Source organism: Mesorhizobium sp. M8A.F.Ca.ET.181.01.1.1 (genome assembly GCF_004792025.1).
In the GTDB taxonomy this organism is placed as follows: Bacteria; Pseudomonadota; Alphaproteobacteria; order Rhizobiales; family Rhizobiaceae; genus Mesorhizobium.
Genome location: NZ_SRTV01000002.1, coordinates 594546 through 612849 on the forward strand (window position 1 = coordinate 594546; position 18304 = coordinate 612849).

Genomic DNA, 18304 nt, shown 5'->3' on the forward strand with positions numbered 1-18304 from the left:
GCCCTCTCACGCCAGTCTTTGGCGAATGGTTTGCTTGAATGCGTCGAGCAGCACCGCGGCCAGAACCAGCAGGCCGTGGATGACCTGGGTGAAATTGGCGGGCAGGCCCATCAGGTTGATCGCCGTGTTGATGGCCGAGAGCAGGAGCACGCCGGCATAGACGCCCGGCAAGGTGCCGACGCCGCCCTTCAGGCTGACGCCGCCGATAACCACGGCTGCAAAGGCATTGAACAGCAGGCCGACGCCAAGATTGGCGGTGGCGCCGGAGGTGCGGATCGCCAGCAGCCAGCCGGCGAGCCCTGCGATGGCGCCGGCGAGCACGAAGGCGATGATCAGGTTGCGGTTCACCCGGATGCCGGCGCGGAAGGTCGCGGTTTCATTGCCGCCGATCATCACCAAGTGCCTGCCGAACGGCGTCTTGGCCATGATCAGCGAGAAGACCACGAAACAGGCCACCGCGATCCAGGCGGTAAGCGGCAGGCCGATCAGGCGCTGGATGCCGAACCACCGGATGGCGGGTGCCAGATCCTGTGCCGAGCGGCCGCCCGAAATGACCAGCACGAGGCCGCGTACCCAGATGTAGGAGGCGAGCGTGATGATGAAGGCGCTCATCTTGACCTTGACCACAAGATAGCCGTTGAAGGCGCCGATGAGGCCGCCGACGGCCAGCGCCAGCAGCAGCGAGACCGGAACCATCAGCCATTCCGGGTGCAATTGAACACCGAGGCCGATGCCCGAGGAGCAAAACAGGATGCCCACCGCCATGGCGCTGAGTGCGGCGACGGATTCGACCGACAGGTCCATGTGGCCGGCAATGATGACCAGCGCCAGGCCGATCGACATGACGCCGAGCACGCTCGACGCCTCGATGATGTTGGCGAAGATGCCGAGTTGGAAATAGTTCGGGATGAACAGCGAGAAGACGACCAGGACAAGGAGCAGCATGAACCAGACGAGGTTGTCGAGGACGAACTCCAGGGCGTGACGCGTGCGAGGGTTCATGTGTCGATCCGGTTGGCATGCGCAATCAAGGCCGCAGCGAATTGTCTGCGTCTCGTTTCATGCGGGCAGGGATGGGCTCCGGGCCAGGTATGGCCCGGAGCGTTCAGGCGACATGCCTATTCGACCGACTTGACCGTATCGGTCGGCGGCTTCTGGTTGCCCCAGAAGGCCGGGTTGTCGACGTTCTCCTTGGTGATGGCGGCACCCGGAATCTTGATGTTCGGGCCCCACGCTTCCTTGGTGACGGTCGATTTCAGGCCAAGCACGTCGTATTCGCCGGGCTTGATCTCTTGCTTCTTCGCGACCTTGTCCATGAACATGGCGACGGCCGCGGCCTGTGCGTAAAGCGGCTGCTCTACTTCGACATTGAGCCAGCCCTTGCGGATCAGGTCGAGGCCGACCGGCGCGCCGTTCGAGCTCATCAGCATCACGTCGCCCGGCTTCTTGCCGGCGGCCTCTAGCGAAGCGACGGCGGCGACCGACAGGTGCGCGGCATGGCTGAAGATCAGGTCGATGTCGGGATTGGCCAGCATCTGGTCGGCAACGATGGTGCCGGCATTGCTGGCCTCCCATTGCATGGCCGGCAGCGAGATGATCTTGACGTCCGGGAACGCCTTCATCTTCTCTTCAAAACCCTTCTGGATGTCGAGCGTGTAAGGATCGCCGGGGTCGCCAAGCACCTGAAGGACCTTGCCCTTCACCGAGCCGTTCTTGGCTTTCAGAAGCTTTTCGGCCTGATCGGCGGCGACATAGCCGATCTCGACGGTACCCGCGACCGACGTGAAATCGGACGGTGTCGACGTGATCTGGCGATCGAATTCGACCACCGGAATGCCGGCGGCGCGGGCGGCCTCGATCGATGGTTTCAGCGCATTGAAATCGACGGCGGCCAGGATGATCGCCGCCGGCTTCAGCGCGATCACGTCGTTCATCTGCGATTGCTGCGCGTCGGTCTTGTTGTCGGCGTTCAGCGTCTTCATCTCGTAGCCGGTCTGTTTCAGGAACAGCTCCAGCGCGCTCACCGATCCGGTTTGGAACTCGTCGAGCAATGTCGGCACCAAGTAGTAGACAATACCCTTGGACTGGGCGAATGCCGGCGTGAGCGTGGCAAAGGCCAGTGCCAGGATACCGAAGACAGCAAGAAGTATTCGCTTCATGTCGTTGGCTCCCTGTTAAGCCGGACCCCTCTTTGTCCCTCAGCCCGCCGGTCCGGCACCGGCAAGCGTCTCCCCGGTGATCATGTTGATCACCGCATCGGGACTTGTCTTGTTGCGTGCGACATCGCCCGCCACGACGCCTTGCCGGATCACCACGATCCGGTCGGCGACCTGAAAAGCCTGCTGCATGATGTGGGTTATGATGACGACGCCGATACCCTGGCTCGCCACTTGGCGGATCATGTCGAGACCGCGCCGCGTCTGTTCGACGCCAAGTGCGGCGAACGGTTCGTCGAGCAGCACGAGTTTGCCGCCCCAGTGGACGAAGCGGTTAAGCTCGATGGCCTGGCGCTGGCCGCCCGAGAGGTGCTCGACATTGGTGCGCAGTGAAGGAATGCGGGTACCGGCGCTGGCCAGCGCCTTGCCGACGACAGCCTCCATGGCGCGTTCGTCGAGCACGGGAATGCCGAGCACCTTCCTCGTGATCTCGCGGCCCATGAAGAAATTGGCCACCACGTCGACATTGGTGCAGAGCGACAGGTCCTGGTAGACGGTCTCGATGCCGGCCGCCTTGGCTTCCGCCGGCGAACGGGCCAGGAACTCCTTGCCCTCGAACAGCATGCGGCCGGATGTCGGTTCGAGACCGCCCGCAATGATCTTGACCAACGTCGACTTGCCGGCGCCGTTGTCGCCGAGCAGCGCCACCACCTCGCCCTTGCCGATGGAAAAGCTGATCCCCTTCAGCGCTTCGATCGCGCCATAGTTCTTGGTCACGTTGTCGAGCACCAGCAGGGGTTCGCTCATGCGGCAATCTCCCTGGCCGAAAGGATGTCGCGGCCGCGCTCGCGTTCGGCGGCGAACATCTGGCCGAAGCGTGGCGACAACACCCCTGAGACGGCGAGTGCCGCCGCGCCGCGCAGCACGGCATGCTGGCCGCCGCTGGCGACGATGACACGCGGCGTCTTGCGATCAGCGCGAGCCGAAACCGAATTGTGCAGCGGTTCGGCCGCGTCCGCCAGGCGTTCGAGCAACTCCGACGCCGCCAGGCCGCCGAGCACGACCGTCTCTGGGTCGAAAAGGTTCTCGATGATGGCGATGGCATTGCGGAAGATCGGGCCGACCTGCGCCACCCAATCGGCGTCGCCGCCGGCCCGGCGGCCCCGCGCTTCGAGCGAGAGGTAGCGCTCGAGGCAGCCGCGGTTGCCGCAGGGGCAAAGCTCGCCATCAGGGACCACGGGAATGTGGCCGATCTCGCCCGCATTGCCCCAAGCGCCGCGCAGAACGCTGCCGTCATGCATCATGGCGCCGCCGAGCCCAACGCCGAAATAGAGATAGTAATAATCGGAATGGCGGGCTCCGATGCCATAAAGCCTCTCGCCCATCGCGGCGGCGGCCATGTCGCTCTCGAAGAACGCCGGCAATCCCGTCGCGGCCGTCAGCCGTTCACGCAGCGCCACGTGCTTCCACCCGGTCATCGTGGTCGGGCCGACAAAGCTCATGGAGTCCACGTCGAACGGACCGGGAAGCGCCATGCCGATGCCGATGACGCGGCCGCCGGGCCGCTTGCCCGTCAGGTCGCGAACCATGGCGCCAATCTGGTCGAACGCATGATCAGGCGCCGCGTTGGGGGCTTCGCGGCGTGAACTCTCGATAACGTCGCCGCTGAGATTGATCAGTGCGGCGTCTATTCCAAGCGGCGTCAGGTGGATGCCGACGGCATAGCCGCCTTCCGGGTTGATGCGCAGCGTCGCGGGTGGCAGGCCACGGCCCTTCGGCTCTTCGCGTACGGACAGGATGTAGCCCTGTTCCTCCAGTTCGCGAACGATGGTCGACACGGTCTGGACGGTGAGCCCGACATGCCTGGCGATGTCGCTACGTGCGATCGGGCCATGACGGCGGATGGACTCCAGCACGATGCGCCGGTTGTACGGCCGCCCGAACTCCTGATTGGTCCCCCGCAATGCCATGCCTTGCGCCCTCACGTGACGTAAGGTTCGCATCAAATATTTATTCAGTCAAATGGAATTCAAAAATAATCGGAGCGCGGACGGAACTGAAGATCCGTGGTGTCTCATCCTCGGTGGATCAGCGATGAGGCGGGAGACTGCCTGGTGAGGGAGAGGCGTCGCTCGGCCGGTGGCTCGGGATTCAGCTGGCGGGCGAGCGGTTGCCCTTGTCAGAGATACTGCGCGACTTTCCTTCCGACGGTCAGAAAGCGTAGCGGATCGATCGCCTCGCCATTGTGCCGCACTTCATAGTGAAGATGCGGGCCAGTCGAGCGTCCGCTGCTGCCGGTCTTGCCGATGATGGCGCCGGCGTCGACTTTTTCGCCTACCGTCACGTCGATCTCGCTGAGATGTCCGTAGCGCGTGGCAAAACCATTGCCATGGTCGATCTCGACCATACGGCCATAGCCGCCATTCCAGCCGGCCTTGGTGACGACGCCGGGCGCTGTCACCCGCGCCGCCATGCCGATGGGCGCCCTGAAATCCATGCCCGAATGCAGCGCGGCCGTGCCGAGAAGGGGATCGGTGCGCACACCGAACGGGCTGGTGACGGAGTGGCCGGGGGCGGGATTGGCAAGCGGCAGCCGGCGCGCTTCCTTTTTCAGCTGGTCGAGCGTGTCCAGCGCCTCGTCCAGCTCCTTGACCTTGCTGTCGAAGATCATCGACGAGTTGAGCGGGATCAACGGTCCGCCGACATCGCTTTCGTTCTTGCCGAAATCACTGTCGACCGGCAGTCCGGCTGCCTGCAGCGCCTGCTGGATGGCATCCGCGCTTTTGTAGGCATTGTCCGCGAGCGTGCTGATGCGGCTGAGCTGCTCATTCTCGATGGATTTCAGCGACTGGTTGATCGAGACGAACAGCTTGTCGGCACGATCTGCCGCTGAATCGCTGGGCAGCGGATCGGTGCGGGTCGACCACAAGGAGAAGGGCCTGGTGTCGGCGGTGCCGAGGTCGGCGCCCAGGCTGGCAACCACGTAGGTCTGCGCGGGCTGGTTGATGCTGCCGGTCACCTCGGCGCGCTTGTCCGTCTTGGCGGCCGCGGCTGGATCGTCGGCGGGTACCGCTCCGGCGTCGTTTTCGGCGCGTTGGAGCAGCGGGCCGAGACGGCCATGCCGCTGACTGAGCTGCGTCTGGCGCTGAAGCAGTTCGCTGACCTTGGTTTCCATCAATTGCTGGTCGAGCAGCTGCCTGCTGGTGATGCGGTCGACCTGGGCTCGAAGCGCCGAAATGCGGTCCTCGTACGCCTGCTGCATCCGCGCCTGGCGTGCGGTGGTGGCGCCGATCAGGTCGTCGCGCAGCACGAGATAGGATGTGGCCAGGAGGTAGCCGATGGCAATGGCGGCGAGTGCTGAACCGATGAATGCCGCCAGCCAGGGGCGGACCGTGAAGTGCCTGATCTCGTTGCCTCGGGCGATGATGACCGTATGTGGTTCCTTGCGCCTGCCGAAGACTGCGGACTGACCGGTTGCGTTCACGGGACCAAGCTTTCGTTTACGACACCACGAGAGCTTGATTACACATTATTAGGGTTAACAAAGGATTGCCCTATCGGCCGCGCGGCGCCGAATGGACGCAGCGCGGGCACGAGGTTGCGCGAAAATCTCCAGGACGCGGACCCTATGCCGCGGAATCGTTGGCGATGAACACTCATGTTCTGTCGGGAGCATCCAGTAGCTCGCAGAGCAAGGCTCGGGTTTCTTAACTGTCTTCGATTGCATTTAGTTGACGCTTTTCGAGTAAAGGCGTGTTGGTATTTGGGATTCACCGTGGCGGTAGGAATGCTGGACGATCTGGTTGGCAAGATCCTCGACAAGATTTCGGGCACCAGTCTGCTGGCGACCGGGCTTTTGCTGCTGACGGCCTTTGTCAGCGCCCTCGTGGCCTATTGGCGCACGGTCGAGGAGAAGAGCTGGAAGGAGTTTTTCGAGTTCGTCATCCCGCATGAGGTCATCACCCATCCGTCCGCGAAGGCCGACCTGCTGTTCTGGGTCACGAAGAAGGCCCTGATGCCCTTCCTGATGCTGCCCGCCGGAATCGTCTTCGTCACGGCGGTGGGCTACGGGACCAACTGGCTGTTTTCCACACTGTTCCAGTTCCAGCCGCCTCTGATCGAGGGGCCGGCAGGGCCGGTGACGGTGCTGATCTTCACCGTCAGCATGCTGCTTGCCTACGACATTTCCTATTATCTCTATCACGTCGCCCAGCATCGCTATCCGCTGCTTTGGGAACTGCACAAGGTGCATCACTCGGCCGAGGTGATGGTCGGGATCACCAAGGACCGGGTCCATCCGCTCGACGAGTTGATGAACCGGGCCTGGGACGGCCTCATCGTGGGGCTCTGCTTCGGCATCTGGTCGCTGATTTCGCTGAACCTTGTCGAACTGACCGTTTTTGGCGTCAACGTCTATGTCATGCGCAACATCCTGATGATGGATTTCGTCAGGCACACGCATTTCAAGATCTCGTTCGGCCCGCTCAACAATTTGATCCTGTGTCCTCATTGGCACCAGTTGCATCACAGCACCGATCCGCGCCACTACGACAAGAACTTCGGGCTGCTCTTCTCGTTCTGGGATCGGCTCTTTGGGACATTGTGTGTGCCGAGGCCCGACGAGGACTTCAAGTTCGGGCTGGTTGACCGCGATGTACGTGACTACCAGTCGCTCGCCGGCCTTTACGTCATGCCGTTGAAGCGGATGTGGGGGCATATCGCCAGGCGCATCCGGCCCGGAAAATCACGCTCACGCACCTCGCGATCCTCGGAAGGGACACGGCCATGAACGCTCCCGTTGTGCTCGCCATCCCGCGGACACGCACCTTCGAAATCGTGACATCGGCGGTGCGCCTGGCCGAGATCGCACCGGCCTGGAGCGCGCTCTGGCAGCGGGCCGGCGGGCTTGTCTTCCAGCACCCGGACTGGATCGCGGCCTGGTGGCGAACCACCCCGCATCAGGAACGGCGCGCGCTCAGGATTGGCCTTGCCTGGAACGGCGACCGGCTCGACGGCGTGATAGCGCTCGCGACCTTCAGGCGCTCCGGCATCCGCATACTCGAATGGGCAGCGAAGGATCACAGTGACTATGGCGACGCGCTGGTTGCACCTGACAGCGACCCGCGGGCGATCTCCCGCCTCTGGCAGCATGTTTTTGACCAGGGCGGCTTCGACCTGATCTATCTCAACCGTCTGCTGCCGGATGCCGGTGTTCATGCCCTGCTGGAACCGGCCCATGGCAAGGCGCTTCGGCCCAACCACCGCACTGAAATCAGCTATCGTGTCGGCGGCTCCTGGCAGCGTGGGGCGGAATGGTTCGAGACGTTGTCCAAGAAGGGCCGGCAGAACTATCGTCGTGGCCGCAAGTTCATGGAAGAAAGCGGCGCATTGCGTTTCCGGCTGCTGGATCCGGATGAGCCGCGCGAACCGGTGCTCGAGCGGGTCGCGACGTTGAAGCGCCTCTGGCTCGCTCGCCATGGCCGCGCCTCGGATCTGTTCGACAAGGGCTCGCCCGTTCTCGCCGCGCTTATTTCGGTGCTGGCCGACCTCGGGCTGTTGCGCATCTTCGTGCTGGAGCTTGACGACAAGATCGTCGCCGTCTCGATCAATTTCGAGCAGCGCGGCACGATGATGGCTTTCGTCACCACCTATGATCCCGAATACGAGCGCGCCTCGCCGGGTATGGTGCTGATGATGGACTATATCCAGTGGTCGTTCGACCGTGGCCTTGCCACGATTGATTTTCTCTGCGGCGGCGAGGATTTCAAGCGGCGCTTCGCCACGCAATCAGTCACGCTGTCGTCGATGATGGGCGCGCGCGGCTTGCGTGGCCATCTTGCCGCGCTGGCCGATCAAGTGAGCCATGCTTCGAAATCCTGGAGGACGCGGCGGCAGCCGAAGGCTGAGGCCCCTGACGAGTAGCGTCATAATTGTCGATTGCTTTGGTGGGCTTTGGCGACGTTCAGAGCGCGCGAACGGCTTCCAGCACGGCCTCGGGATGGCCCTTGACGCGGACCTTGCGCCAAATCCTGGCGATCCGTCCGTCGCGTCCGATCAGGAACGTCGCGCGCTCGACACCCATGTATTTGCGGCCATACATCGATTTCTCGACCCACAGATGGTAGGCCTCGATCACCTTGCGCTCCTCGTCGGCGGCAAGATCGATGGTGAGATCGTATTTCGACTTGAACTTGTCGTGTTTCTTGGCGCTGTCGGGCGACAGGCCAATGACGACGGCGCCGGCCTTCTCGAATTCCGGCTTCAGCCGTGAGAAGCTGATCGCCTCTTGCGTGCAGCTTGTCGTGTCGTCCTGCGGATAGAAATAGAGCACCACCGGCTTGCCGGCGGATGCCGCCAGGCTGAGCGATCCGCCACCGTCCCGCGGCAGGTCGAATTGCGGCGCGGGATCGCCTACGTCGAGGTCGGCCATATCGATGCCCTTGTTTGAGGTTACGCGCGAAGCCACACCGATATAGTGTCGAGCGGGGATTCGTCCACGAGCGAATTCGTACAACGGAAGATTGCGTGGATCAGGAGCAACCGCAGCACGAGAAGATCAGGTTCAGGCGGGACGAGATCACCGACCTGGGGGCTTTGCCGTCCGCGTGCCGCGTCCCGCCTCTCGGTCAGGCTGCCATCGGCCGCGGCGTTCGCATCCTTTCACGCCTGTTTGCCGGCCTGGTCGCGTTCATGCTGCTGGTCGCGGTGACCGTCTATCTCATCGGCCTTTCCGGCATCGGCTCGGACCGGCTGCGCGTCGAGGCGGAGAGCGCCATAGAGAGGCTGGCGGGCGTTGACGTCAATGTCGCGGTCGGGCCCGCGCGCATTACGCTCGACAGTTCGAGCTTCGTCGCCCTCCAGGTGAGCGATGTCAGCCTGAAGACATCAGACGGCAAGCCGATGGCGGATGCCGGTCGCGTGCGCTTTGGCGTGCGTCTGGTGCCGCTGCTATGGGGTGAGGTGCGGCTGACCAGTGCCAGGATCTCCGATGCCCGTGTCGTCATGGCGGCGATGCCGTCCGGCGGCGACTGGACCGCGGCGCTGCGCAACCAGGACGGCCTCGTCGATCCGGAGAAACTGTCGGACGCGGTGTTCGGCAATATCCATCGCGCGCTCGATGCCGTGCGGGAAGACTCGATGCGCCGGATCGATCTCAGCAATGTCGAGTTCGTGCTGCCCGACGCCGGATCGATCAAGCTGGTCAAGATCGCCGACGCCACCGTGGTTCAGTCGGGGCCGGGCGGCATGAAGTTCACCGCCGAGGCGGATGTCGACGGCAGGACAGTCACGGTTGCCGCCGCCGCCATCCGCGATGTCGCGGCGCACCGGGTAACAAGCCTGGATGCCAGCATCAATCTGGCCGATGCCGGCGCCACCGCTGCCGGCTCCGGGAAGCTTGGTGCCGTCGCGTTGAAGCTGACGGGATCGGAAGGCTCAGGCGCCACCGCATCACGCCTGGCCGCCGCCCTTTCATCCACCGGCTCGGTGCTCGATCTTGGCGCGCGCGGGCTGCTGCCGGCGGATGCCGATGTCAATGCGACGCTTGTCTACGGCTCCAACAAGATCCAGGTGGACAGGTTGCTGCTGAAAACCGGCCGGTCTTCATTCGATTTCGGCGGCTCGATCGGCCCAAAACCGGCAACCGGGGTAGCGGGTGAGGAACCCTCGTACCGTTACGATCTGACCAGCGACGGTTCGACCTTGGCACCGTCGGAATCGCCTGAACCCGCATTGATCTTCCTGGCGCGGATTGCTGGCGTCTACCAGCCGCAAAGCCGTAAACTGGTGGCCGAGCAGATCGCGGTTCGGTCCTCTGGTTCCGGCGAGGTGCTTGGTACCTCAACGGTGGAATTCGTTGACGGCAAGGCTCCCGGGATCAATCTGGCGCTCAGCGTCCATGACATGCCGGTCTCGCACGTCAAACAGCTTTGGCCATGGTTTTCGGCGCGTAATGCGCGGCTCTGGGTGCTGAACAATTTGTTCGGCGGCCGCGTGGTCGACGCCAATCTCCAATTCCAGGTGGTGCCGGACCGCCTCGGCAATGGGGTACCGCTTTCCGCCGACGAGGTCTTCGGCCGCTTCCAGATCGAGGGGGCGCGCTTCGACACGGCCGGGCGCATTCCGCCGATCCGCGACGCGGTGGGCGTCGTCGGATTCCACGGCAACGACGTCGACATTTCATTGTCCTCGGGCACCGTCTTCATGCCCAGTGGCCGCGTGGTTGCGGCCAGCAACGGGACATTGACCGTCAAGGCGGCCAACCGCCCGCCGGTCATCGGCGCTCTCGATATCGACGTTGCCGGCGATGCGTCCGCTGTCGCCGAACTTGCATCCTATGAACCGATCAATGCCATGCGCCATGTCGGCCTTCTGCCGGAGGATCTTTCCGGCAGCGTTACCGGCCACGTCAAGGCGGACATTCCGCTGCAGTCGGGCGTCGATACCGCGAAGCTCGATTGGCTGGTGTCGCTCGACTATACCGGCCTGTCCTTGGCCAAGCCGTTCGAGGGACAGGCCGTAACCAATGCCGATGGCTCGATCACCGTCGACCCGCAAAAGGCTGTCATTTCGGCCAAGGCATCGCTGAATGGCATTCCGGCCGAACTCGACCTCGTCGAGCCGCTGGCGGATGACGGGCCGGCGCGCAGCCGCAAGGTAGCCCTGGTGCTCGACGACAAGATCCGCGCCGCCGCCATGCCCGGCCTGACGCCGCTGCTTGGCGGAACGGTGAAGGTCGCGATCGACAAGAGCGGCAACGGCAACCAGAACGTCTCGGCCGACCTGACCAACGCCAGGCTGGACATTCCCTGGGCCGGCTGGAGCAAGGGGGCGGGGGTTCCCGCCAGCGCCACATTCGTCATGACCAAGTCCGGCGACACCACGACGCTGTCCGACTTCGAGCTCGACGGCAAGACGTTCTCCGTCGACGGCAGTATCGTGTTGGTCAACGGCGCCTTGTCTTCGGCCAAGTTCAGCAAGGTCACCTTGAACAGGGGCGACGACGTGGCTGTTTCGGTCAAGCGATCGGGCAAGGGCTACGCGGTCGACATCAATGGCAGTGCGCTCGACGCTCGTTCGCTCATCAAGCAGTTCACGTCCGATGTGGACACCGCAACGAAGACGACGGGAACAGACAACATTTCCGTCAGCGCCGATGTCAATCAGCTGACCGGTTTCCACGATGAGCAACTGTCCAACCTGAAGCTCGACTACAGTGCGGCCGGTTCAAGGGTGAACGGACTGAAGGTGAGCGCGACGGCGAGTTCCGGCGCCGCCATCGCCATCAGCAACACCACCGCCGACGACAGACGCTCGCTCAACGTGCAGTCGGCGGACGCCGGCGCCATCCTGCGGTTCCTCAACATTTATGAGCACATGGAAGGCGGCGCGATCACATTGGCCCTGTCGGGAGCCAGCGATGGACCGATGAAGGGCAAGGTCGACACCAGCAACTTCTTCGTCGTCAACGAACCCAAACTCGCCTCCACCGTCTCGACCACGCCGGCCGGCGATAGCCGCAGCCTCAACCAGGCGGTGAAGGGCAAGCTCGACACGTCGCGAGTGAAGTTCGAACGGGGTTACGCCGAGATCGACAAGGGTAGCGGCTACCTGAAGCTGACCAATGGCGTGCTGCGTGGCCCGCGCATCGGCACGACGTTCCAGGGCATCCTCTACGACCAGAACAACAATATGGACATGACCGGCACCTTCATGCCGGTCTACGGCCTCAACCGTATTTTCGGCGAACTGCCCATCGTCGGCGCGCTTCTGGGCAATGGCCGCGACCGCGGCCTGATCGGCGTCACCTACCGGCTCAGGGGCAATGCCAACAAGCCGGTGCTCGACGTCAATCCGCTGTCGGTGATCGCGCCGGGCATATTCAGGTCGATCTTCGAGTACCGGTGAGGGTCCTCAGGCCGGCCGCACCAGGATGTGCTTTTTCCTGCCCAATGAAAGCTTTACGACATTTTCCGGACTCAGATCCTGAAGCGTGACCAGTCGACGGTCGTCGCTTACCGGCTGGTCGTTCAGGCGCACGGCGCCACCCTGGACGTGCCGCCTTGCCTCGCCATTGGACGATGCCAGCCCCGCGCTGACCAATAGCGACAGGATGCCGACGCCGGATTCGAGCGCGGCCCTGTCCGTCTCGACGGTCGGCAACGTGTCGGCGAGAGCGCCTTCCTCGAAGGTCTTGCGCGCCGTCTCGCTGGCCTGTTCGGCGGCCGCGCGGCCGTGCAGATGGGCGGTGATCTCCGTTGCGAGGATCTTCTTCGCCTCGTTGATCTCGGAGCCGCCCAGCCGCTCGAGCCGTGCGATCTCGTCCAGCGGCAGCGTGGTGTAGAGCTTCAGGAAACGGCCAACGTCGGCATCCTCGGTGTTGCGCCAGTACTGCCAGAATTCGTAGGGGCTCAACATCTCTGGATCGAGCCAGACCGCGCCCGAGGCGGACTTGCCCATCTTGGCGCCGGACGAGGTGGTGAGCAGCGGCGTGGTCAGTGCGTATAGTTGCGCATCCTCCATGCGGCGGCCGAGATCGATGCCGTTGATGATGTTGCCCCATTGGTCGGAGCCGCCCATCTGCAGACGGCAGCCAAGGCGCTTGTAGAGTTCGACGAAATCATAGGCCTGCAGGATCATGTAGTTGAATTCAAGGAACGACAGCGATTGCTCGCGGTCGAGCCGCAACTTGACGGAATCGAAAGCGAGCATCCGGTTGACCGAAAAATGCCGACCGACATCACGCAGGAAATTGACGTAGTTGATCTCCATCAGCCAGTCGGCATTGTTGACCATGACCGCGTCGTTCGGACCGCTGCCGAATTTGAGGTAGGGCATGAAGTTGCGGCGGATACCGGCCAGGTTGTCGTCGATGTCCTGGGGCGTCAAAAGTTTGCGCGCCTCGTCCTTGAAGGACGGGTCGCCGATCATCGAGGTGCCGCCACCCATCAGCGCGATCGGCCGGTGTCCGGTCTGCTGCAGCCAGTGCAGCATCATGATCTGGATCAGCGAGCCGGCATGCAGGCTCTTGGCCGTGGCGTCGAAGCCGATATAGGCCGTCACGGTTTCCTTGGCGAAGATAGCGTCGAGGCCGGCATCATCCGAGGTCTGGTGGATGAAGCCGCGCTCGCTCATCGTGCGCAGGAAATCGGATTTGAAGGCAGGCATGTTTTCTTTCCCGAAAGCGTACGCCCGGTCCGTCGCGGGCATATGTGAACGCGCGCGTTTAGCACTCAAGTGGCATCAGCAAAAGTGGAATCCGGTTTTGCGCCGGATCGCGCGCCAACCAAGAGTTCGCGATCAGCAAAGGCGGAACCTGGTCTTGCTGCCCGCGGATGGCAATTGCGAATCCTTGCCTCATTCATGCCGCTGGCGTAATGAGGCGCCGCGCAAGGGCAGCGCCCGCACGCCGCGACGGGGTCGTCCCGCAGATCAGATCCGGAAAGCTCCCGCGATGAACAGAAACTACCTCTTCCTCTTTCTGTTCAGCTTGCTAATGAGTTTCAGCGGCTTGGCGAGCCTTCCGCCGATCGACCGCGACGAATCCCGTTTTGTCCAGGCGACCAAGCAGATGGTCGAAACTGGCGATTATATCGACATTCGCTTCCAGGATGTCTCACGCTACAAGAAGCCCATCGGCATCTACTGGCTACAATCGGCAGCTGTCGCATTGAGCGGCGAGGGCGCGGCCGCGCCGATCTGGGTGTACCGCCTTGTCTCGATGCTCGGAATCGCGCTCGCTGTTCTGGGCATCGCCTGGACGGGCACAAAAATGTTCGGCGCCAATGCCGGCCTTGCCGCCGGCCTGATGATGGCGGCGATTTTCGCGACCGCCTTCGAGGGACGCGACGCCAAAACCGACGCCATGCTTCTGGCCTGCTGCGTGGCCGCGCAGGGCGCGCTGGCGCAGGTCTATCTGGCGGCGCGCCGCAACGAGCCGGTGGCGGGCCATCTGCCGTGGATATTCTGGTTCGCGCAAGGCGTGGGGATCCTCATCAAGGGGCCCGTGGCTCCGCTCCTGTCGCTGCTGACGGCGGCGGCCCTGATTGCTTTCGAACGCGACTGGCGCTGGCTTTTGAAGCTGAAATTCGTGCGCGGCGTGGCGCTGGTATTGCTCATCGTGCTGCCCTGGGTCGCTTTTATCGGCTGGAAGAGCGGCGGCGCCTTTTTCCAGGAAGCCGTTGGCAAGGATATGCTGAACAAGGTCGCTTCGGGCGAGGAATCGCACGGCCTGCCACCGGGTTTCTACATGTTGACCTATTCGCTGTTCATGTGGCCGTTCGGCCTGATCGCGGTCGGCGCCGGGCTGCAGGCCCTCAATCGGGTGCGTGACGATTTCAGGCTGCGCTTTTGCCTGGCATGGTACATTCCGTTCTGGCTCGTGTTCGAACTCATCCCGACCAAGCTGCCGCACTACGTCCTGCCGGCCTATCCCGGCATGGCGCTGCTGATTGGCTGGCTGCTGACATTGCAGCCGCAGGACGCCAATGCGCCGCTCAGACCCTGGCAGCAGTGGCTGTGGTGGTCGACCGCATTCGGTCTGGTGGTGGTCAGCCTTGGCCTGGCGGCGGTCTGTATCGGGGCACCGATCTACCTTACGCACAGCTTCTCGTGGTGGAGCATCCCGGCGGCAGCGTCAGCGCTTTGCGCCGGCTACCTCGCCTTCTCACGGCAGTTGCAGGTGCCGCTGCCCCGCATCGGCGCAACCGCCGCCTGTGCGGGCATCACCTATGCCTTGCTGTTCGGTGTCATCGCCCCGTCCCTGAAGCCGATCTGGCTGAGCCCGGCGATCAAGGAAGCCGTGCGCGCCAACAAACCTTGCGACACGACCGTGCTGGCCTCGGCGCGCTATCAGGAGCCTAGCCTGGTATTCCTGGTCGGCACGAAGACGGTGCTGACCGATGTCGGTGGCGTGGCGGAGCATCTGCTCGCCGATCCTGCTTGCTCCTTGGGCCTAGTGCCGATCGGTGACGAACAGAAATTGAATGGCATGCTGTCCGTGCAAGGCAAGTCGGCCAACCGCGTCGCCGAAGTCGACGGCCTCAACTACTCATCGGGAGACAAACTGTCGCTCGGTCTTTATCGTGTGAGCCAATGACTTCGATGATGGCGTCGTGTTCCCAATGCTCGTGAAATCGCGCCCACCCGTTTCCAGCTCGCTCCTCGGGATAGGACGCCGATCCCTCGGCAATTTTCGCGACACCCTGCAACTCGCAAGACGGCGCCTTGCCGTTCGCCCCGCTCGCTATCCCAACATCTCATGGTGGCCGTGGGGCCTGGTCTGGGTCTTTCTGACGGCAGCAGCCTTTGTTCGTCTCGATACGCCGGCGGGGGTGGCGCATGGTCAATGGTCGCCCGATGTGGCCAGGCTTGCCGAGTTCTTCACGCAGTTCGGGCTGGGCGGCTGGTATCTTATTCCGTCCGCGCTTCTGCTTGTCGCGGCCAACCTGACGGATTGGCGAAGCCTTTCGCGGCGCGCGCTGATGCTGGTCTACAGTTGGACTTGTCTGGCTTTCCTGGTGCTGAGCGCGGTTGGCCTGTCCGGCATCACCGTCAATGTCATGAAATATGCCATTGGCAGGGCCCGCCCGCTCTACTTCCAGGATTTTGGCGTCCTTGCGCTGCACCCTTTTGCCTTCGATGCGCGCTTTGCCGGCTTTCCCTCCGGCCATGCCACGACGATGGGCGCCGTGTTCGGTATCCTAATGCTTCTGTTTCCGCGGCGTTGGTACATCGCTTTGGTGGTCACGGCCTGCATCGCCTCGACCAGGGTCTTCGTCGGCGCGCACTATCCGAGCGACACCGTTGCCGGCTTCGGCCTCGGCTGCGCCTTCGCGCTGGCGTGCGGACTGGTCTTTGCCAGGCTCGGCTTCATCTTCCGGCCGGCACCTTCAGGATTGCCGGTCCGCAAGGCATCGTTCCGACTTATTGCCCCGGAAAAATAGGCCGATGCCGGATAATCCGCGCCGCGGCAGCCTTGCGTCGAGGAGGCGGGCATTGCCCGCCCGCCCTTAGCCCGGCGAATACGGATCGCCCAATGTCTTATCTCAGCCGCTTCGGTCGCGGATCGGACAATTCACCGGCCAGCCGGCGATCGAGATAGTCGGCGCATTCCTCGATCAGCATATCGGCGTCGTTGGCGAAGAAATGGTTGGCGCCGGGCAGGGTCTTCTGCGTGATGGTGATGCCCTTTTGCGTGTGCAGCTTGTCGACCAGGCCTTGCACGTCCTTCGGCGGCGCCACCTTGTCGGCATCGCCATGGATGATCAGGCCCGAGGACGGGCAGGGCGCCAGGAACGAGAAATCATAGGTGTTGGGCTGCGGCGCGATCGAGATGAAGCCTTCGATCTCGGGCCGGCGCATCAGGAGCTGCATGCCGATCCAGGATCCGAAGGAGTAGCCGGCCACCCAGCAGCTCTTGGAATCCGGATGCAGCGACTGCACCCAGTCCAACGCCGCCGCTGCGTCCGACAACTCGCCGGTGCCATGGTCGAATTCGCCCTGGCTGCGGCCGATGCCGCGGAAATTGAAGCGCAGCGTGGTGAAGTCACGCTTCTGGAACATGTAGAAGAGGTCATAGACGATCTTGTTGTTCATCGTGCCGCCGAACTGCGGATGCGGATGCAACACGATGGCAATCGGCGCGCTCTTTTCCTTCGAGGGCTGGTAGCGTCCCTCCAGACGGCCGGCAGGACCGGTGAAAATGACCTCAGGCATGAAATACTCCACGTGACATATACAAGTGCGCGGCGCCCGGAACACTCTTCCTCTGGCTCCGCTTCCACAGACCTTGACGCAGGGCGAGCGTCTTCCTAGAAGCTAGTTTAGAATTGTTCAAAACTGGGTGGCCGAAACGCAATCGCCCGATCGCCTCGCCGCAAGCCGCGTAAATAGGACGGCTTGCCTTGGAATTTCAAGGAAATAACGCCATACGTCGGCGGAATGGCTTCTGACGGGAAGAACTGGACGAAAATGGCCGCGATACGCGCCTATCTCGACTATAATGCCAGTGCGCCGCTGCTTTCCGCGGCGCGCGAGGCCATGGTCGCGGCGTTTGATGCGGCCAATCCCTCGTCGGTCCATGCCGAAGGGCGCGCCGCGCGCAGGCTGATCGACAATGCCAGGCGCGACGTGGCGGCGCTGGTCAACGGCAAGGCCGAACATGTCGTCTTCACTTCGGGCGCGACCGAGGCCGCATCGACGCTTCTGACGCCGGACTGGCAGATGGGGCGCGGCGCCATTCGCATGAGCCGGCTCTACGTGTGCGAGGCCGACCATCCGTGCCTGCTGAATGGCGGACGCTTCCCGGCAGACCTGGTGACGCGGATCGGTGTCGGCGCTGATGGCATCGTCAATCTCGAAGCCTTGATGGCGGCGTTGGCCGGTCACGACAAGGCCGATGGCTTGCCCTTGGTCGCGATCCACGCCGCCAACAACGAAACTGGCGTTATCCAGCCGATCGATCGCATCGCGGAGATCGTCAGGGCGGCGGGCGGCATTCTTGTCGTCGACGCGGTCCAGGCCGCGGGCCGCGTTTCCATCGATATGTCGGCTGGATATGCCGACTATGTGGTTCTGTCCTCGCACAAGCTCGGCGGCCCCAAGGGCGCTGGCGCCTTCGTTGCCGCTGCCGACCTGATGATGCCGAGGCCGCTGATCAATGGTGGCGGCCAGGAAAAGAGCCACCGTGGCGGCACCGAAAACCTGCCTGGCATCGTCGGTTTTGGCGCCGCTGCGCGGGAAACCCTGGCCGGGCTGAACACCATCGGTGCCGTGCGTCAGCGTCGCGACGAGGTTGAAACCATCATCAAGACCCTGGTGCCGGACGTCGAAATCTTCGGAGCCGGCGCACCAAGGCTTGCCAACACGACATTCTTCGCTATTCCCGGGGTCAAAGCCGAAACCGCCCAGATCGCCTTCGATCTGGCGGGCGTGGCGCTTTCCGCCGGCTCCGCCTGCTCGTCGGGCAAGGTCGGACCGAGCCATGTGCTCAAGGCCATGGGGCACGGTGACAGCCTTGGCGCCCTGCGCGTATCGGTCGGTGCAGAGACCGGCGCCGAGGACATCGAACTGTTCCGCGCCGCGCTGGCAGGCATCGCCGCGCGGAGGGCGGGCAGAGAGAAGGCCGCGTAGCGGTTGGAGCATCGGAA

General features: G+C 63.2%; 14 protein-coding genes. 6 read left to right on the forward strand and 8 right to left on the reverse strand.

Features of this window, described 5'->3' with window-relative positions:
• Window positions 1–6: 6 nt before the first annotated feature.
• The 5 genes from EN824_RS11285 to EN824_RS11305 all read right to left on the reverse strand — a co-directional run bounded on the left by EN824_RS11285 (window position 7) and on the right by EN824_RS11305 (window position 5640).
• Complete coding sequence (locus EN824_RS11285) at window positions 7–1002, reverse strand: ABC transporter permease (protein ID WP_135864114.1); 996 nt, start codon at window positions 1000–1002, stop codon at window positions 7–9.
• Window positions 1003–1118: 116 nt separating this feature from the next.
• Entirely contained in the window at window positions 1119–2159 is a 1041-nt protein-coding gene (locus tag EN824_RS11290) for a sugar ABC transporter substrate-binding protein (RefSeq protein WP_135864116.1), read from the reverse strand.
• A gap of 39 nt (window positions 2160–2198) precedes the next feature.
• Complete coding sequence (locus EN824_RS11295; protein WP_135864119.1) at window positions 2199–2963, reverse strand: ATP-binding cassette domain-containing protein; 765 nt, start codon at window positions 2961–2963, stop codon at window positions 2199–2201.
• Window positions 2960–4126: an ROK family transcriptional regulator gene (locus tag EN824_RS11300; RefSeq protein ID WP_135864121.1), complete on the reverse strand. Its 1167-nt coding sequence runs from the start codon at window positions 4124–4126 to the stop codon at window positions 2960–2962. The genes EN824_RS11295 and EN824_RS11300 overlap by 4 nt, the downstream gene beginning before the upstream one ends.
• 209 nt (window positions 4127–4335) lie before the next feature.
• Window positions 4336–5640 (reverse strand): M23 family metallopeptidase, encoded by a 1305-nt coding sequence (locus EN824_RS11305; RefSeq protein WP_135864123.1) that lies wholly within the window; start codon window positions 5638–5640, stop codon window positions 4336–4338.
• Between the two features lie 303 nt (window positions 5641–5943).
• Here EN824_RS11305 and EN824_RS11310 point away from each other — a divergent pair, with 303 nt between their 5' ends.
• Both EN824_RS11310 and EN824_RS11315 read left to right on the forward strand, forming a co-directional pair.
• Window positions 5944–6945 (forward strand): sterol desaturase family protein, encoded by a 1002-nt coding sequence (locus EN824_RS11310; RefSeq protein ID WP_127280699.1) that lies wholly within the window; start codon window positions 5944–5946, stop codon window positions 6943–6945.
• A complete protein-coding gene (locus tag EN824_RS11315; RefSeq protein WP_135880170.1) occupies window positions 6942–8078 on the forward strand; it encodes a GNAT family N-acetyltransferase in 1137 nt (378 codons plus the stop codon). The genes EN824_RS11310 and EN824_RS11315 overlap by 4 nt, the downstream gene beginning before the upstream one ends.
• Before the next feature lie 40 nt (window positions 8079–8118).
• On the opposite strand, the gene EN824_RS11320 is transcribed toward EN824_RS11315, so the two are convergent.
• Window positions 8119–8586 (reverse strand): peroxiredoxin, encoded by a 468-nt coding sequence (locus EN824_RS11320; RefSeq protein WP_135932259.1) that lies wholly within the window; start codon window positions 8584–8586, stop codon window positions 8119–8121.
• 95 nt (window positions 8587–8681) lie between these two features.
• On the opposite strand from EN824_RS11320, the gene EN824_RS11325 reads away from it, so the two are divergent.
• Window positions 8682–12062 (forward strand): DUF3971 domain-containing protein, encoded by a 3381-nt coding sequence (locus tag EN824_RS11325; protein ID WP_135932260.1) that lies wholly within the window; start codon window positions 8682–8684, stop codon window positions 12060–12062.
• 6 nt (window positions 12063–12068) lie between these two features.
• Here the strand turns inward: EN824_RS11325 and tyrS are convergent, their stop codons facing one another.
• Window positions 12069–13322, reverse strand: a complete 1254-nt coding sequence (tyrS, locus tag EN824_RS11330; RefSeq protein ID WP_135864129.1) for a tyrosine--tRNA ligase — start codon at window positions 13320–13322, stop codon at window positions 12069–12071.
• Window positions 13323–13608: 286 nt separating this feature from the next.
• Here tyrS and EN824_RS11335 point away from each other — a divergent pair, with 286 nt between their 5' ends.
• Both EN824_RS11335 and EN824_RS11340 read left to right on the forward strand, forming a co-directional pair.
• Window positions 13609–15252 (forward strand): glycosyltransferase family 39 protein, encoded by a 1644-nt coding sequence (locus EN824_RS11335; RefSeq protein ID WP_127869571.1) that lies wholly within the window; start codon window positions 13609–13611, stop codon window positions 15250–15252.
• A 25-nt stretch (window positions 15253–15277) separates the two neighbouring features.
• A complete protein-coding gene (locus EN824_RS11340) occupies window positions 15278–16099 on the forward strand; it encodes a phosphatase PAP2 family protein (protein ID WP_135928844.1) in 822 nt (273 codons plus the stop codon).
• A gap of 97 nt (window positions 16100–16196) precedes the next feature.
• Here EN824_RS11340 and EN824_RS11345 read toward each other — a convergent pair whose 3' ends face one another.
• A complete protein-coding gene (locus EN824_RS11345) occupies window positions 16197–16871 on the reverse strand; it encodes an alpha/beta hydrolase (RefSeq protein ID WP_127869569.1) in 675 nt (224 codons plus the stop codon).
• Between the two features lie 255 nt (window positions 16872–17126).
• Between EN824_RS11345 and EN824_RS11350 the strand changes: the two genes are divergently transcribed.
• Complete coding sequence (locus tag EN824_RS11350) at window positions 17127–18287, forward strand: cysteine desulfurase family protein (protein ID WP_135864133.1); 1161 nt, start codon at window positions 17127–17129, stop codon at window positions 18285–18287.
• The last annotated feature ends 17 nt before the right edge of the window (window positions 18288–18304 follow it).

Bases quoted from the DNA above. Each gene is read 5' to 3' on its own strand.
- EN824_RS11285 (WP_135864114.1), bottom strand. From the start codon at position 1,002: ATGAACCCTCGCACGCGTCACGCCCTGGAGTTCGTCCTCGACAACCTC.
- EN824_RS11290 (WP_135864116.1), bottom strand. From the start codon at position 2,159: ATGAAGCGAATACTTCTTGCTGTCTTCGGTATCCTGGCACTGGCCTTT.
- EN824_RS11295 (WP_135864119.1), bottom strand. From the start codon at position 2,963: ATGAGCGAACCCCTGCTGGTGCTCGACAACGTGACCAAGAACTATGGC.
- EN824_RS11300 (WP_135864121.1), bottom strand. From the start codon at position 4,126: ATGGCATTGCGGGGGACCAATCAGGAGTTCGGGCGGCCGTACAACCGG.
- EN824_RS11310 (WP_127280699.1), top strand. From the start codon at position 5,944: ATGCTGGACGATCTGGTTGGCAAGATCCTCGACAAGATTTCGGGCACC.
- EN824_RS11315 (WP_135880170.1), top strand. From the start codon at position 6,942: ATGAACGCTCCCGTTGTGCTCGCCATCCCGCGGACACGCACCTTCGAA.
- EN824_RS11320 (WP_135932259.1), bottom strand. From the start codon at position 8,586: ATGGCCGACCTCGACGTAGGCGATCCCGCGCCGCAATTCGACCTGCCG.
- tyrS (WP_135864129.1), bottom strand. From the start codon at position 13,322: ATGCCTGCCTTCAAATCCGATTTCCTGCGCACGATGAGCGAGCGCGGC.
- EN824_RS11335 (WP_127869571.1), top strand. From the start codon at position 13,609: ATGAACAGAAACTACCTCTTCCTCTTTCTGTTCAGCTTGCTAATGAGT.
- EN824_RS11340 (WP_135928844.1), top strand. From the start codon at position 15,278: ATGCTCGTGAAATCGCGCCCACCCGTTTCCAGCTCGCTCCTCGGGATA.
- EN824_RS11345 (WP_127869569.1), bottom strand. From the start codon at position 16,871: ATGCCTGAGGTCATTTTCACCGGTCCTGCCGGCCGTCTGGAGGGACGC.
- EN824_RS11350 (WP_135864133.1), top strand. From the start codon at position 17,127: ATGGCCGCGATACGCGCCTATCTCGACTATAATGCCAGTGCGCCGCTG.